General features: G+C 63.0%; 10 protein-coding genes. 8 read left to right on the top strand and 2 right to left on the bottom strand.

Features of this window, described 5'->3' with window-relative positions; genetic code table 11:
• Position 1: 1 nt before the first annotated feature.
• Genes lon through HG800_RS04740 form a run of 4 tightly spaced genes read left to right on the top strand, consistent with a single transcriptional unit; the run spans position 2 to position 4,142 of the window.
• Positions 2-2,515, top strand: coding sequence for an endopeptidase La (gene lon, locus HG800_RS04725; protein ID WP_169974245.1), 2,514 nt, complete (start codon positions 2-4; stop codon positions 2,513-2,515).
• Positions 2,516-2,544: 29 nt separating this feature from the next.
• Entirely contained in the window at positions 2,545-3,156 is a 612-nt protein-coding gene (locus tag HG800_RS04730) for a hypothetical protein (protein ID WP_169974246.1), read from the top strand.
• A 30-nt stretch (positions 3,157-3,186) separates the two neighbouring features.
• Positions 3,187-3,726 (top strand): glycosyltransferase, encoded by a 540-nt coding sequence (locus HG800_RS28385; RefSeq protein ID WP_169974247.1) that lies wholly within the window; start codon positions 3,187-3,189, stop codon positions 3,724-3,726.
• On the top strand, positions 3,672-4,142 hold the full coding sequence (locus HG800_RS04740; protein WP_169974248.1) for a hypothetical protein: 471 nt from the start codon (positions 3,672-3,674) through the stop codon (positions 4,140-4,142). The genes HG800_RS28385 and HG800_RS04740 overlap by 55 nt, the downstream gene beginning before the upstream one ends.
• Before the next feature lie 152 nt (positions 4,143-4,294).
• Here HG800_RS04740 and HG800_RS04745 read toward each other — a convergent pair whose 3' ends face one another.
• Positions 4,295-4,630 carry a hypothetical protein gene (locus tag HG800_RS04745; protein WP_169974249.1) on the bottom strand — a complete coding sequence of 112 codons (336 nt, stop codon included), beginning with the start codon at positions 4,628-4,630 and terminating at the stop codon, positions 4,295-4,297.
• A 754-nt stretch (positions 4,631-5,384) separates the two neighbouring features.
• Here HG800_RS04745 and HG800_RS04750 point away from each other — a divergent pair.
• The 4 genes from HG800_RS04750 (at position 5,385) to HG800_RS04765 (ending at position 14,230) form a co-directional block, all read left to right on the top strand.
• The gene (locus HG800_RS04750) at positions 5,385-10,523 is read left to right on the top strand and encodes a DUF1549 domain-containing protein (RefSeq protein WP_169974250.1); all 5,139 of its coding nucleotides are present in this window, start codon (positions 5,385-5,387) and stop codon (positions 10,521-10,523) included.
• Positions 10,524-10,656: 133 nt separating this feature from the next.
• Positions 10,657-12,132: a DUF1501 domain-containing protein gene (locus HG800_RS04755; protein ID WP_169974251.1), complete on the top strand. Its 1,476-nt coding sequence runs from the start codon at positions 10,657-10,659 to the stop codon at positions 12,130-12,132.
• Between the two features lie 182 nt (positions 12,133-12,314).
• On the top strand, positions 12,315-13,505 hold the full coding sequence (gene truD, locus HG800_RS04760; protein WP_169974252.1) for a tRNA pseudouridine(13) synthase TruD: 1,191 nt from the start codon (positions 12,315-12,317) through the stop codon (positions 13,503-13,505).
• Positions 13,506-13,561: 56 nt separating this feature from the next.
• Positions 13,562-14,230: an RluA family pseudouridine synthase gene (locus HG800_RS04765; protein WP_169974253.1), complete on the top strand. Its 669-nt coding sequence runs from the start codon at positions 13,562-13,564 to the stop codon at positions 14,228-14,230.
• Here HG800_RS04765 and HG800_RS04770 read toward each other — a convergent pair.
• A complete protein-coding gene (locus HG800_RS04770; RefSeq protein ID WP_169974254.1) occupies positions 14,154-16,100 on the bottom strand; it encodes a hypothetical protein in 1,947 nt (648 codons plus the stop codon). The two genes, HG800_RS04765 and HG800_RS04770, sit on opposite strands and share 77 nt — an antisense overlap.
• Positions 16,101-16,370 lie beyond the last annotated feature (270 nt).

The raw sequence follows: 16,370 nt of genomic DNA on the forward strand, positions 1-16,370 counted from the left end.
GATGAGCAAACGCAAGTCGAAGTCGACCGCCAAAGCCGAGCCCACGCCGAGTCTTGAGGAATCGTCCTCTCAGGGCCGTGATCTGGTCCTTTCGGAACTGGAGGAGCAGGGGCCGCCGTTGCCGAACCGGCTGCCGATCTTGCCACTGCGCGCCGATGTCGTGTTCCCGCAAACCGTGGTGCCACTGGTTGTCAATCGCCCGGCCGGAATGAAGCTGATCGACGATGTGCACGGCTCGACCGGCGACCGCCTGATTGGTCTGGCGACCCAGCGCTCACCGGACGTCGAGGAACCGACGCTCGACGACCTGTACGACACGATCTGCGTCGGGTCGATCCTGAAGATGCTGAAGTTCCCTGATGGCTCGACCCGGATCGTCTGCCAGGGACTCGGCCGCGCCCGATTGTCTGAAATCGACCGGACCGAGCCGTATCTGGTGGGGCAGGTCGAACCGCTGGAGGAAGCGGTCGAGGAAGGGGAAGAACTCGACGCCCTGGTCCATCTGGTCAACGGTCTGTTCAACCGCCTGAGCGACAACATTCCCGAGGAGCTTCAGGTCGCGGCCATGAACACCCGAGACCCGGCGCGACTGGCCGACCTGCTCGGCTCCAGCTTGCCTTTCTCGGTCGAAGAAAAGCTGGAGATGCTGTCTGAGCTGGACGTGAAGTCACGCCTGATGCTCCTGGGGCAATATCTCACGCGGCACCTGAACGTGATGGAACTGTCGACCAAGATTCAGGCTCAGGTCGGCTCGGAGATCACAAGAGCGCAGCGCGAGCACTTCCTCCGCCAGCAACTGAAGGCGATTCAAGAAGAACTCGGCGAGATGGAGCCCGAGGCCGCTGAGGCCCGCGAGCTGGAACGGAAGATCCGCCGCGCGAAGCTGCCGCCCGAGGCCCGCGCCGAGGCCCGACGCGAGATCGACCGCCTGGCCGGAATGCACCCCAGCTCGGCCGAATACTCGATCGTGCGCACCTATGTTGATTGGCTCGCAAGCCTTCCCTGGGCGAAGGCGAGCAAGGATCACCTTGACCTGAAGCACGCCCGAACCGTGCTTGACGAAGATCACTTCGACCTGGAAAAGATCAAGGAACGAATTCTTGAATACCTCGCTGTTCGGAAGCTGAAGAAGGACATGAAAGGGCCGATCCTCTGCTTCGTCGGTCCTCCGGGGACGGGGAAGACGAGCCTCGGCCGGTCGATCGCCCGAGCGATGGGCCGGGAGTTCGTGCGGATCAGTCTCGGCGGCGTGCACGACGAGGCCGAGATCCGGGGGCATCGGCGCACTTATGTCGCCGCGATGCCGGGTCGGATCATTCAGGGGTTGCGCAAGGCGGGAACGAATAATCCAGTGTTCATGCTGGACGAGGTCGATAAGCTGGGTGCCGATTTCCGGGGAGATCCGTCGGCCGCTCTGCTCGAAGTGCTGGACCCGGAACAAAACTCGACGTTCCGCGACAACTACCTCGACATTGACTTCGATCTGTCGCGAATCATGTTCATTGCCACGGCAAACATGCTGGAGACCATTCCCGGCCCCTTGCTCGACCGCATGGAAGTGCTGGAACTTCCGGGCTATGCCGAGGAAGAAAAGATCCTCATCGCGCAGCGGTTCCTGATTCCCAAGCAACTTGAAAACCACGGGTTGACCTCAAAACAACTGGCGATTGGTGATGATGCCATCCGCCGTGTCATTGCCGACTACACGCGAGAAGCAGGTCTGCGGAACCTGGAACGCGAGGTGGCCGCAATCTGCCGAAAGGTGGCCCGCAAGCGAGCCGAGGGCTTGAAGGTCAGTGCAAATGTCGGCGCTGATGACGTGCCGACCTACCTCGGCCCGCCAAAGCACTTCCGCGAGGTCGCCGCGCGAACCGGGGTGCCTGGTGTCGCCACCGGCCTGGCCTGGACCCCGACGGGAGGCGAGATCCTGTTCATTGAGGCGAGCGGGATGCCAGGCAAAGGCTCGTTCACCCTGACCGGCTTGCTTGGCGAATCAATGAAGGAAAGCGCGCACGCGGCCATGAGCTACTTGAAGTCTCACACAACGTCGCTGGGAATCGATCCGGCTCGTTTTGCAAAAACAGATGTTCACATTCATGTTCCTGCCGGAGCTGTGCCAAAAGATGGCCCTTCGGCCGGTGTGGCGATTGCGGCGGCGCTGATCAGTCTCTTTCGTGATGAGCCCATTCGTCGTGACCTGGCAATGACCGGCGAGTTGACCCTGACCGGACGGGTCTTGCCTGTCGGTGGTGTCAAGGAAAAGGTGCTTGGGGCGCGTCGAGCGGGAATCAAGACAGTCTTGATTCCTCGATATAATGAGAAAGATCTGGTGGATCTGTCTGAAGAAGTGCGCAGCGATTTGACCTTCCAGAGCGTCGAATCGCTCGACGACGTGGTGAACGCCTTGTTTGCGGAGCCGGTACCGAAGTCGACCGGGAAGAAGTCTGGGGCCTCGAAATCATCGGTCTCATCCCGGTCGAAAGGGACCGGCCCTTCGCGACGCGCAGCACGCTGAGCCGATCAACTCGTTGAAGGATCCGCGCGATGGCCCAGGACCCGCTGTGCCTGCTCTGCGTCGAGCCGAGCTTTCCGGGTCGCCTGGGAGCCGTGACGGACTGGCTGGTTCGGACACGGGGCTATCGCTGCTGGTTTGCCAGCAACCGGATCAGTCCACGTGAGTTCTGGCCCGAGTCGGTCGGCCGCGGCCTGGAACTCTTGCAGTACGAGGTAGGAGGGGTAGCCTGGGAACCCTCGGTGCCCTGGACGAGGAGCCTGGAGCGCTGGTTCTGCCATGCCCATGGCGTCTGGGAACTGCTGGAGGCTCAGCGACCACGTCCGGTAGACGTGGTCCCGGCCCGGTCGAGCGGCCTGGGTTCGACCTTGTTTGTCCCTGGCTTCGATACAAGGGTTCCCCTGGTCAACCTGTTCGATGGATACCTTCATCCTCGCCGGAACGATCTGGCTGAGGAAGTGGCTGATGGTGTCGCCTCGGAGCCGAACATGCTGCGGGAGTTCGACCGTGATGTGTCGATCTCAAACATGATCATGCGAATGAAAAATGACGTGATCTGTGTGGTTGCGGGCGGGGGACAGGTCCGTCGTGGACTGGATCTGGAGCACTACGGGATCGACGACGCGGCGGTTCTGCTGGAGTGAGAGCCGCTGGTCGACCCCGAGCGATTCTGGATGCCTGGCCTGTTGTCCGCTTCGGGAGTTGTGGAGCTTCTAGAGAGAACAGACCTTCATGTGTCGCCAAGTCGTCCGTATCCGTTGGATCGGTCCGTGATTGAGGCGATGGCGGCCGGGGCAGTGGTGATAGCTTGGGAGTCGGAATCCGTCCGTGAGGTGATCAAGGACGGCCAGTCCGGATTCCTCGTGCCGATGGACGAACCCGAGGCCTCGGCGATCATCGAGCCGGTTCGAGAGGTGATCGAGCCGGGACGAACTGGGCTGGTGGCTCCGTTATTCGACGCCGAGGCCTGGGGCGAGCAGGGGCTTCAGGTGCTGGCGGCTCTGGAGATGGATCGACCGCTTCGGAACGGAGCCGGGAGCGGTACAGTCTCGACGTGTGTGTCCCGGTGCTGCGAGACTTGTTCGAGCGGACGGCCTCGAAGGGGCGGGGATGAACGCTCGGGGACGAGCCCGGCAGAGATCGAGAGGGGTGCGGGACGATGGAGAACGAGCATTCGATCGGAGCGGCGAGTGCGGTGCTGGCGGTGGTGGTGATTGGCATTGCCTTTGTGCTGACGTGGCGGCAGCGTCTGGAATCGCGACGGCCTCGGAATCTGGCTGATGAGGCGGATGCCCGTTACTTCGCGCGACAGGATCGCCGACGATACCGAGGGGCGGTGCTCCTGGCGATGCTCGGCCTGGGAATCGGCGTGGGAGGCAACATCGACATCCGGGCGGGTCAATCGGAACGGATTGCTTTTGTCGTCATTTGGATCCTGGTGCTCTTGCTCGTCTTGCAGACGCTCTTGCTGGCGTTTCTGGATCTGTGGTCCACGAGACGGTACGCCGATCGGCAGCGTCGCAAACTCGCCGAGGAACGACGTCAGACGCTGGAACGGGAAATCGAAGCGGTGCAGGAAACGTTTCGGCGCTCCCGGACTCACAATAACGGCAAGCACGAACGGACATGACGGGTGGGATGGGAGTGGGACTCCGCTCCCAAGAATCGTCTCGCGGGGAAGCCTCAAGCCGAGAAAAAATCGCGTGAAGCTCCCCCTTGCGACTCAGGGGCTGAAGACCAACGTGAGGCGATCCCCGCTCGGGCGGTTGGGTGGTGTCTGGGTCAATACGTCAGGGCGATCAGGGCCAGCACCAACGCGAAGAAATTGAGTCCGGCCCCCACGAGCACCGGCACCGGGCAGATCAGGCCGCGAAGGTAGGCTGCCAGCCAGGCCACCAGCGCGATCCCGAGGCCGATCAGGGCTGGGCTGAGGGGGGGGATCCAGCTCTCGGCAGCCTCGGCGATTTCACCGAGATTCTGAGCATAAATTCGTTTGGCCTGAAGCAAGACCAGATCGAAGCCGTAGATCACCACCAGGATGATCCCCAGGATCGAAGAGGTTTGACCCAGGATCCACGAGACATAACTGATTCGCGTTGAAGGATCTGGTTCGTTCATGATGGTTCCATCCTCAGCGTTGTTTCGGGTGTTGTCGACCAGTTGCAAGTCTTCGAAACCATGTTCGGAGCGGGCGACTACGTTTTCTCTCTGTCGATGGAAGACGGTTTCCTCCGCGAAGCTGTTCGTCTGTCCGGCACGATTGTGTCAGAAAATCGCTCAGAAATCATCGGAACCATCGAGTGACAGACTCGGCTGCGTGCCGAGTCGTTGACAAATTCGATTGTCCGGGTGCGGCGGTCAAACATCAGGACTCATTGCAAGTCGGCAGCCCGATCCCCCGCGTTCCCTCACGCTTTGCAGGAGCCGAACGCCGCGAGGGTACGTCACACCTCCTGAGCGTTCTGAGTTGGCAACCTTGTAATTGTTGCATTCTACGCTCGGGCATTGCCAGAGGGACTCCTCAGCGATCGGAATTCCTGTTGGCGTCGGCGGTCCGGCCTGGAGAGAGGCTGACCTGAATAGACGCCATCGGTCGAGGCGCGAAGGTCTTTGTCGAGAGGAGGTGATTCGAGGAGACGATGATGACCCGACGAGAAAATTCTTTTGGATCCAGACGGTTGATCACTGTATAACCAAAGATGAACCATCGCCCAATCGGGTTCCCCCGCCCGATCTTGAGGGCAAGTGCGAGTACACTCGACGCCCCCACCGCCGGGTCTCCTGGGATCGTTTGCGAGATTCCCGGGAGGCGCTCCTTCTCAATCCCTCCGAGCTTCGACTGCCGAATCGAGCGATGTAGGAGACCGCCGTGATGAGACCTTGGTACGGGTACCCGACGACGACCGCGGTCCTGATGGCCCTGCTCTGGGCTGGTTTCGCACAGGCCGACGACGCCGAGACCCCGGCCGATCCGGCCGATGCGAAGGTCAGCTATTACGAGCAAATCCGGCCGATCTTCGAGGCGAACTGCCAGGGATGCCACCAGCCGGCGAAAGCCGGGGGCAAGTTCGTGATGACCGAGTTCGAACGGTTGCTCAGTGGAGGGGAATCGACCTTGCCGGCCATCGTGCCGGGAGATCCGGTGGAAAGCTACCTGATCGATCAGATCACGCCGACCAATGGCGAGGCGCTCATGCCCCAGGATGCGCCGCCGTTGCTCGACGCCGAGATCGCTCTGATTCGCCAGTGGATCGCCGAAGGGGCCATCGACGACACCCCAGCCAATGTCCGGACCACCTTCAGCGCAGAAAACCCGCCGGTTTACGTCCGTCCGCCGGTGATCGCGTCGATGGACGTTTCGCCTGATGGAAGCACGATCGCCGTTGCCGGTTTCCACGAGGTTTTGCTCCTGTCAGCCGAAACCCTGGAACGCACGGGCCGACTGATCGGTCTTTCCGAGCGGATCGAGTCGGTCGCGTTTTCCCCGGATGGCTCGAAGCTGGCCGTGACCGGTGGTAATCCGGGGCGGTTGGGCGAGGTGCAAATCTGGGATGTGGCCTCGTCTCGCCTGATTCGATCGGTCCCGGTCACGTACGACACGGTCTATGGCGCGAGCTGGTCGCCCGATGGGACGAAGATTGCCTTCGGTTGCGCCGACAATTCGGTCCGGGCGATTGACGTGACCACGGGAGAGCAGGTGCTCTTTCTCCTCGCCCATGAAGACTGGGCGCTCGACACGGTGTTCTCGGCGAAGGGGTCGCACCTGATCTCGGTCGGTCGAGACATGGCGGTGAAGCTGACGGAGATCGAGACGCAGCGATTTGTGGACAACATCACCTCGATCACTCCCGGAGCCTTGAAGGGAGGGGTCAATGCCGTGGCCCGGCACCCGGATCGGGATGAGATTGTGGTCGGCGGCTCGGACGGTGTGCCCAAGCTCTACCGGGTCGAGCGTTTGACAAAACGCGTGATCGGCGACGATGGCAACCTGATCCGCGAGTTCCCGGCGATGAAGGGCCGGATCTTCTCGGTGGCCGTCAGCCCCGACGGATCGATGATCGCCGCGGCCAGCGCGCTTGATGGTCAAGGAGAGGTCGCCATCTTCTCCTACGACTTCGACACGAGCCTGCCGGACGAGATCAAGGAAATCAATGAGAAGGTCGTGACCACGCGATCGGCCGAAGAGGTTCAGAAGCTCAACGCCTATCACACGGAAGGGGTCCGCGAGATCGCTCGCCTGAGCGTTTCTGAGACGGGCCTCTATTCCATTGCCTTCGGGGCCGATGGTCGTTTGCTGGCGTCCGGGGGCGACGGGATCATTCGGGTGATTGATGCCGCGACGGGTACGGTCGTGGATCAGGTGTCTCCCGCCCCGCTTGAAGAAGGTTCGGCCGAGGTCGCCGAGGCTGGCAAACCGGTTCGGCCCAAGCGTGTCGCCGTGGATGACTCGACCGAAGTGGCCGAGGCCGACCGCCTGCCCGAAGGAGCTGAGCTTGTCGAACTGACCATCACTCCGAGCGAGATCCGACTGGTCAACCTGTTTGATTCGGTTCAGATCGTCGTCAGCGGCACTCTTTCGAGCGGCGCGGTGGTCGACCTGACCCGAACGGTTGACCTGAGCCTGTCGAGCCCGGTGGTCGAGGTTGCCCGATCCGGTTTCGTCACGCCAAAGGCCGATGGAAATGGAATGCTTGAGGTGTCGATCGCGGGCAAATCGACCAAGGTTCCGGTGAGGGTCGAGGGGCTTTCGCAGCCCTTTGAGGTCGACTTCGTCCGGGACGTGAACCCGGTCCTCTCACGCCTTGGCTGCAATCAGGGAACCTGTCACGGGGCCCAAGACGGCAAAAACGGCTTCAAACTGTCGCTCCGAGGGTATGACCCGATCTTCGACATCCGATCGTTGACCGACGACCACGCGGCGAGGCGGGTGAACCTGGCCTCTCCCGACGATAGCCTGATGCTGCTCAAGCCGACCGGCGGCGTGGCCCACGTCGGCGGGGTCTTGATGGACACCGAGGAGCCGAACTATCGGATTCTCCGCGACTGGATCGCCTCGGGAGCGTCGCTCAACCTGGAAACGCCCCGGGTGACGAACATCGAGGTCCAGCCGTCGAACCCGATAATCGATCGGATTGGCGCTCGCCAGCAGTTGCGCGTGGTGGCAACCTATGCCGACGGGACTCGCCGCGACGTGACGCAAAACGCCTTCCTTGAAAGTGGCAACACCGAAGTGGCCGAGGCCGGTGAACGTGGCCTCATCTCCGCCATTCGGCGTGGCGAGGCCCCGATCCTCGCCCGATTCGAAGGAGCCTACGCGGCCACCACCTTGACCGTCATGGGTGATCGGAGCGGCTTCGTCTGGGTCGAGCCGGAAACCTACAACGCGGTTGATGATCTGGTTGTCCGCAAGTGGGAACGGATGAAGATCCTTCCTTCGGACCTTTGCACCGATACGGAGTTCCTCCGCCGGGCTCATCTCGATCTGACCGGCCTGCCGCCGTCTCCTGAACAGGTCACGGCCTTCCTTGACGATCCGAGGCCGAGTCGCGAGAAGCGCGAGGCGTTGGTCGAGGAACTGATCGGGTCCGAGGCGTTCGTCGAGTATTGGACGAACAAATGGGCCGACCTGCTTCAGGTCAACGCGAAGTTCCTCGCTCCCGAGGGGGCAAGAGCCTTCCGGAACTGGATTCGGGAGGAAGTCGCGGCCAATACGCCGTACGACGAGTTCGTCCGCAAGATCGTGACCGCAAGCGGCTCGAACCGAGAGAACCCGGCGGCGTCGTATTACAAGATCCTTCGCACCCCGGAGGAGACGATGGAGAATACGACCCACCTGTTCCTCGGGATCCGCTTCAACTGCAACAAGTGCCACGACCACCCGTTCGAGCGCTGGACCCAGGACCAGTATTACGAGACGTCCGCCTTCTTCGCCCAGGTGGCGCTTGCGACCGATCCAGAGAGTGGAGATCGCCGCATTGGAGGATCGGCCGTCGAGGGGGCCAAGCCGCTCTTTGAGATTGTCAGCGATACCTCGCCAACGGAAGTGATTCACGAACGTACCGGAGCCCCGACGGAGCCGGTCTTCCCGTATGAGAGTGCCCACGAGGCACCCGAGGACGCCCCTCGCCGCGTGGCGCTGGCCTCATGGATCACCTCACCCGACAACCAGTACTTCGCCCGGAGCTACGCGAACCGGATCTGGGGGTACTTGATGGGAGTCGGCTTGATCGAGCCGCTCGACGACATCCGCGCCGGCAACCCACCGACAAACCCTGAACTGCTTGATTATTTGACCGACGAGTTCGTGTCCAGTGGGTTCGATGTGCAGCACCTGATGCGGCTCATCGCCACCTCTCGGACCTATCAGCTTTCGGTCGAGACGAACGAGTGGAACACCGACGATACCATCAACTACGCCAGCGCCCGACCGAAGCGACTGCCGGCCGAGGTTCTGTACGACGCGATCTACAAGGTCGCCGGTGCCACGCCGAATATTCCCGGTGTGCCGGAAGGGACCCGAGCGGCCGCCTTGCCCGACTCGGGAATCGACCTGCCCAGTGGATTCCTGACGACCTTCGGCCGACCGGTCCGCGAGAGCGCCTGCGAATGCGAGCGGTCCGACGACCTTCAGCTCGGGCCGATCATGGCCCTGGTGAGCGGCCCGACCGTCGCTGAGGCGATCGGCGACCCGAAGAACGCGATTGCCTCGATCGTGAAGGAGGAGGACGGGAACGCCTCGCTCATCAACGATTTGTTTTTGCGGATCCTCAACCGGCCGGCAAAGGTGAGCGAGATCGATGCCTGCCTCGCCGTCTTCGATGAGATCGGTGCGGATCATCAGGAACTCGTCGCCGCTCTTGCGAAGCGAGAGGCGGAAGTCGCCGCCCTGATGCCTCAGTGGGAACGGGAACGCGAGGAGGCTATCGCCTCCGCCCGCGAGGCCCTGTCGGCCTTCGAGGAAGAAATCGCCCCCCGGATCGCCGAGCAAGAACAGGAGCGCCAGGAGAAGATCGCCGCAGCCAGAGCCGATCTGGAGGGGTATACGTCCAACGACCTGCCTACCAAGATCAGTCAGTGGGCCGAGGAGCAGTCGAAGAACCTCGTGGCCTGGGAATCGCTGCAAGCCCGCCGCATGACGGCCTCGAACGGCTCGACCCTGGACCAGCGAGAGGACCGCTCGATCGTGGCCTCGGGCGACAAGAATGGCCAGGGGATTTACACGATCGTGGCCGAGACGGAGCTGACGGGACTGACCGCGCTTCGGCTCGAAGTGTTGACCGATGAGTCCTTGCCCCGCAACGGGCCAGGGCGGGCAAAGGACGGCAACTTCGTGCTCAACGAGATCGAGGTCTACGCCGCCCCGCTGACCGATCCGACGCAGGTCCGGAAGCTCTCACTTGTCAATCCGCTGGCCGACTTCAGCCAGGACAATCTCCCGATTGCCGCCGCGGTTGACGGCAACGACAAGGACCCGGCACAGGGCTGGGCCGTCTCGCCGGCCTCGGGGGTGCCCCACTGGGCCACCTTCCAGCTGGCCGAGCCGCTCAATCACCCCGGAGGCACCCTGCTGACCATCAAGATGGTGCAGAATTTCCAGAGCCGGGAGCATTCGATCGGCCGGTTCCGTCTCGCGCTCAGCGCCCAGCCGGAGCCGGTGGGCGTGAGCCTTCCCGACGCGTTTGCATCGCTGGTCGCTGCTGGGGAATCCCAGTGGACCGACGAGCAACGGGCTTCGGTCATGGCCTACTTCAAGGCCATTGATCAGCCGTACCGACAGAAAGAGCAGGCTCTCGCGCAGGCCGAGCAGCCGTTGCCCGAAGATCCGAAGCTCGTCCAGCTTCGCCAGCGCTTGACCGAAGCGGAGCAGCCGCTTCCCGAGGACCCGACCCTGGTCCGGCTTCGGACTGACCTGGCCATGAGCACCAATCAGCTCGAATCCCGCCGGCTCACGGCGGCCCAGGATATCGCCTGGGCCCTGATCAACAGCCCGGCGTTCCTGTTCAATCATTGATCGTGTTGCGATCGGGGGCTCAAGACAGATCCCCGGAATCGAGACGTGCTCGAACCCGAACCTGTCTTCGAACCCCTCACTGACGGCTCGTAGGACCGATCTCCCGAACCGCCCATCGAAAGGCAGGACCGCGATGCTGTTCGTTCCCGGACCCAGCGGCAAGGACCTCTGCGACGACCATCTCGGCGCCACTCGGCGCGATATTCTCCGCGTGGGGGCGTCGGGCCTGTTCGGCCTGTCGCTCGGCTCCCTGCTTCAGTTGCAGGCCGCTTCTGCCAACGACGCCGGACGGCTCGCGGGCGGCCCCGGCTGGGGCAAGGCCAAGAGCGTGATCCTCGTCTACCTGCAGGGCGGCCCGAGCCACCTTGACCTCTGGGACCCCAAGGACGACGCCCCGGAGAAGGTCCGAAGCGCCTTCAAGTCGATCTCGACCAATGTGCCGGGTGTCAACGTCACCGAAATTCTACCCCAGATGGCCCAGATTGCGGATAAATACACCTTTATCCGCTCGATGAGCTACACCCCCAACGGCCTGTTCAACCACACGGCCGCGATCTACCAGATGATGACCGGCTACACGACCGATAAGGTCAGCCCCTCTGGTCAGCTCGAACCGCCGAGCCCGAAAGACTTTCCAAACTTCGGCTCGAACATCATCCGGATTCAGCCGCCAACGGTGCCAATGCTGCCGTTCGTCATGCTTCCGCGTCCGTTGCAAGAGTCGAACGTGGTGGGCAAGGGGGGGACCGCCGGGTTCCTCGGCAAGGCGTTCGACCCGTACACCCTCTACCCCGAGGGTGACGACATGGACATGGAGAAGATGAGCCGGATCAAGGTCGATGACCTCCAACTCCGTCCCGAGGTCTTCGCCCTTCGACTTCAGCGCCGGGCCAAGCTCCGCGAGGCCCTGAACGACGCGATGCCAGTGCTTGATGAGTCGGTCTCGAACTACAACCTGAACGAGTATTACGATCGGGCGCTTAGCCTCGTCGTCTCGGGCAAGGCCCGCGAGGCGTTCGATCTGGCCCAGGAAAAGACCCCGCTGCGTGACCGTTACGGCCGCAACACCTTCGGCCAGAGCTGCCTGTTGGCTCGGCGGCTGGTTGAGGCGGGAACCCGGGTCGTCGAGGTCATCTGGCCGAAGGTCGCAAACAGCGACAACCACTCGTGGGACCACCACGTCGGCCTGACCGAGCGGATGAAGAATCAGTCGGGCCCGATGCTCGACCAGGGGCTCTCAGCCCTCATCACTGACCTGGACGAGCGAGGGATGCTGGACGACACGCTCGTCGTGGCCGTCGGTGAGTTCGGCCGTAGCCCGCAGAAGGGGGTCAGCACGTCCGGCAACGGCAACAGCGCCGACGGCCGCGACCACTGGCCGTACTGTTACACCGCCGTCATGGCCGGGGCCGGCATCCGTCGCGGCAACGTCCACGGCAAGTCGGACAAGACCGGCTCGTCTCCGGTCGATGATCCGGTCCACCCCAACGAGCTGCTGGCGACGATCTACCACTCGTTTGGGATTGCCCCGGACACGATCGTTTACAACCACCTGAACCAGCCCCGCGAGCTGGTGAAGGGTGAGGCGGTCACCTCGCTCTTCGGCTGATCGGTCGGGAGACGACAAGGGAGTTCGCGTCGAGACGCGGAGTCGCGGAGACGAACAGAGAGAATACTCCTGTTCGAGTCTCTGCGGCTCCGCGTTTCTGCGCGCGAATTGATCCGGGACGTTACAATGGGAACTGCCCCGAACGTCCTACCCGCTGCGCCTTTTTTTGAGACGCGATTGCCGTGAAGATCAAGTGCCGACCCGAGGACTTCCGGGTCGAGGAATTGCCCACTGTTCAGCCCGGAGACCGGGGCCGCTTCGTCCTCTACCGATTAACCAAGCGAGGAATCGGCACGCCTGAGGCAATCGAGTCAATCCGACGCCGCTGGAACCTTCCGCCCGACGTCGTCCGTCACGGAGGATTGAAGGATCGGCATGCGTTGACGATTCAATACCTCTCGATCTTCAAAGGGCCCGAGCGGTCCTTGCATCAGGAACAGATCGACCTGGAGCCGATCGGTCGGATCGACGAGCCGTACGGGCCGTCGTCGTTCCGGGGAAACCATTTCGGAATCGTCCTCCGCGACCTGTCAGACGAAGAGGCGGCCCGGGCGCTTCAGGCGGCAACGGAGATTCCTCGCGACGGCATCCCGAACTACTTCGACGACCAGCGGTTCGGTTCGGTCGGTCCGAGCGGAGAGTTTATCGGCCGGGCCTGGATCACCGGGGATCACGAGCGAGCCCTCTGGCTTGCCCTGGCTGAAGAGAACGATTCGGACCGTCCCGGAGACGCCCGACAAAAGGCGATCCTTCGTGAGCTCTGGGGCCAGTGGCCGGAGGCGAAAGACACGCTTGACCGGTCCCACATCCGCAGTATCGTCACGTACCTGGTTGATCATCCGACCGACTTTCGAGGGGCCTTTGCTCGGGTCAGGCGCGATCTCAGGTCGATCTACTTTTCGGCCTATCAGAGCCATCTCTGGAACCTGATTCTGGGTCGGTTCATCGAGCGGCTGACCCGGCCGGAACAACGGGTGATGCATCCGTTCCGGACGGCAATGCTTCCGGTACCGGTCGGCCTGGAGCCCGAACAGGTCGATCGGCTCGCCAAAACCCGGTTGCCGTTGCCGGCGTCTCGGACGGTGATCGGCTCGGACGAGGTGGCCGAGATCGCCCGGTCGGTTGTCGTGGAGCAGGGGATGGCCTGGGAGGATCTCCGCGTCCGGCACTTGAAGGACGTCTTCCTGTCCAAAGGGGACCGCGCGGCGATCTTTCGGGCCGGTCGATGGTCGCAGTCGGACCTGAAGGACGACGATCTGTACCGAGGTCGCAAAACCCTAGAGCTGGAATTCGAGCTGCCCCGAGGAGCGTATGCGACCCTGATCGTCAAGCGCCTGACCGATGCCGCTGGCGGGCCCTCGACCGCATTGTGAGGATTCACCCGACCTCGGCGCAGGAAGCTCGGAATGATTCAAATCAGGACGTCTCGATGAGACCTGTCGTGCTCGATGAAGACAACCACTGCCTTGCGCTGAACAAGCCGAGCGGGATGCCCACGCAGGGAGACGAGTCGGGATCGGAGTCGCTGGTCGACTGGGCGCGGGAGGATTTGCGCGTCCGGTATCAGAAGCCGGGAAACGTGTTCGTCGGCCTTGTGCATCGGCTCGATCGGCCGGTGTCAGGGGTGGTCGTGCTCGGCAAGACGAGTAAAGGGGCAAGCCGGCTGTCGGCCCAGTTCCGCGACGGGACGGTCGAAAAAGTGTACTGGGCGATTGTGGAGGGAAGCCCGAAGGAGGATGCAGGGACGTGGACCGATCGGCTCATCAAGGACGAGGCGAAGAACGTCGTGCGGGTCGGAGCCGGAGGGAAGGAAGCGGTCCTGGCGTTCCGGGTGCTGGAGCGTTGGAAGGGTCAATCGTGGCTGGAAGTCAGGCCGATTAGCGGCAGGAGCCATCAAATCCGGGTGCAACTAGCATCGCGAAGGTTGCCGATCGTGGGTGATTTGAAGTACGGGGCATCGGGTCGGCTATCGGCGAGCGATGGCGGGCACCGGATTGCCCTTCATGCGCGGTCGCTGCGATTCAAGCATCCGACGACGTCGGCAGCGACGCTCGTTGTCGCGCCGGTCCCGTCAGACTGGCCCGGACCCTCGTCCTGAAGCCGTTCGGCAGGTTGGAGGAGCCCCAGTAGGCAAGCGGGATGGCTAGGATCGTCAGAAAGAGCGCGGCATAAGGTCCCCAGCTCTTGGGATCGACGGGGGCCGGCTTGGCAAATGGGTCTTCGAAGACCTCGGCGACGGAAGCCTCGGCAACGCTGGAAGCGGACGGTTCGGGATTGACCGGTTGCTCCGAGGTGCTGGAAGCGGCCGTTGTCTCCGCAACCGCCTGCGAAGGATCGTGAGCCTCAGAAGGATCAACATCGGAGGGTGAGGGCTCGGTCGCCGCGAGTTCGGCGTCAACCTGGTAGTCGGTTTCGATCACGAGGACTGGCATCTCGGGCTCGGGTTGAGCGGCGAGGGGCTGACCGTTCAGAAACGACTGTGCGAGGAGCATCAAGGAAGGAGGAATGGGAGCGATGCGTTCGGCGTCGCGTCGGGCGCGGTCTGGGTCGGTGCGGTCGACCTTGATCCGGTGGATGTACCAGAGGACCGCGGCGGCCGACCCGTCTGAGTCACAGAAAAAAAGGGGCCTGGCCGATTCGAGTGCAATTTCCTCCTCGAACCGGTTCACGAGCGAGGCATCAATCGTCCCGGGAGTCATGGGCAAGAGGACGTGACGCAGGCCCAGCCGGTTACTTGAGGCAAAATCGGCGGGTCGGATCTGATCAACCGGACGCAGGTCGAGCACGGTCCGATAGCCCCGATCCGCCAGCCAGGTCCATCCCGATTCCTCCGGGATGGACCCACCGGCCAGCAACGGAGCGACACTGTAAAATGCGTCAATCCCCGAGGTCGCGCCGGTCTCCGGCAGCGACTCGGGGATGATTACCTGGGTCGTCGGTTCGGAAACCGCCGGAGGATCGGGAGGTGGCTCGATCGGTTCCTTGGGAGTCGCTTGCTCAGGCTCAGCGACCCCAGGAGGAGCAGGATCGGGCAGTTGCTGAGCCTCATCCCCTTCGGACGGCACGGCAGCCGAGTCTGCGAAGGGGGGAGGCATCGGCTCGACCACCGCCGGGGGCGAAAGACTTTGGTCGGCTGCAGGAACCGGGTTGGACACGATCGGCTGCCGGACCGCAGGAGGAGTCTCATCTCCGAGGTTCGGGGTTACTACCGATTCGATCGGAGCCGATTCGGACTTTGGATCGGCCACCGGAGGAGGGGGAGCGAAGTCGTCCGAGTCATCAGAGTCGATGCTCTCGGGAGCCGGAAGTTGGTCAATGACCCGGAGACTCTCGCTAGAATTGGAATGTGTGGTAGGGGAGGGAAGGGGGGCGGCCCGACCCGGCTCAGGAGCCGGGTCGAAGCCGAAGCGAGGCCGAGCCTCATCACTACTTCGTCTTGCCATGCGATCGGCGAACGAGTCGCCGGTCGAGGTCGGAGCGGTAGAGGCTCGATCGATCGGCCGACTCCCCAGCGTACGGTCTGTACTGGCCCGAGGGTTACTGGAGCCCTGGGGAGCCCGTCCCGAGGGTTCGGGCAGGGGTTCTAGCTCCAGGGTGTCGTCGGGAGGCCGGATCGCGGGAGCGGGGGTCGTGAGGGCCGGATCGGCCGGCACGAGGGTCGAACCCATGGGAGGGGTCGATTGAATAATGGCAGGTTCGCCAGGCAGAACCTCGACACCAGGAGCCGAATCAAGAATGATCGGCGGCTCCTCGTAGACGATCCGCCCGCGGTTGCGGTTGAACAGGCCACCGCCGTTGCCGATCCTGCTAAGTGGACCGCAGCCCACACAGTTTCGGAAGGGGTTGATCGACTGAAGAGACTGGCATCCCTCCAGGCTGATCGCCGCCAGGGCCATGAGGATCAGGGCGAGGCGAGGCGACGCCCGGCGGGCGGGCGGGCCCGTCGATGCGCTTCGCTCGGTCTTCATCGGGGATTCCTCCAGGGAGTTCGAGACCCGGCCCGTCGCGCACCCAAGCACTCAGCCCAGACCGGAATGGTCGGGTGGATCGGGGAGCGTTGCGGATGCCGGACGACCGAAGTCGTCGGGGTCGAGCCGCCATCAGCGAGAGGTGGGAATGTCAGGCCCGAGGGCCTTCGGATGCCGTGACGCCGCGAATCGAACGCTCGGGTGGAGGAATGCTCAGGGGAAGGCATGAATTCGCTCGCGGCGGTCGGATCAAGGACGATGACGGCAATT

The organism is Tautonia rosea, from assembly GCF_012958305.1.
GTDB classification, from domain to species: domain Bacteria; phylum Planctomycetota; class Planctomycetia; order Isosphaerales; family Isosphaeraceae; genus Tautonia; species Tautonia rosea.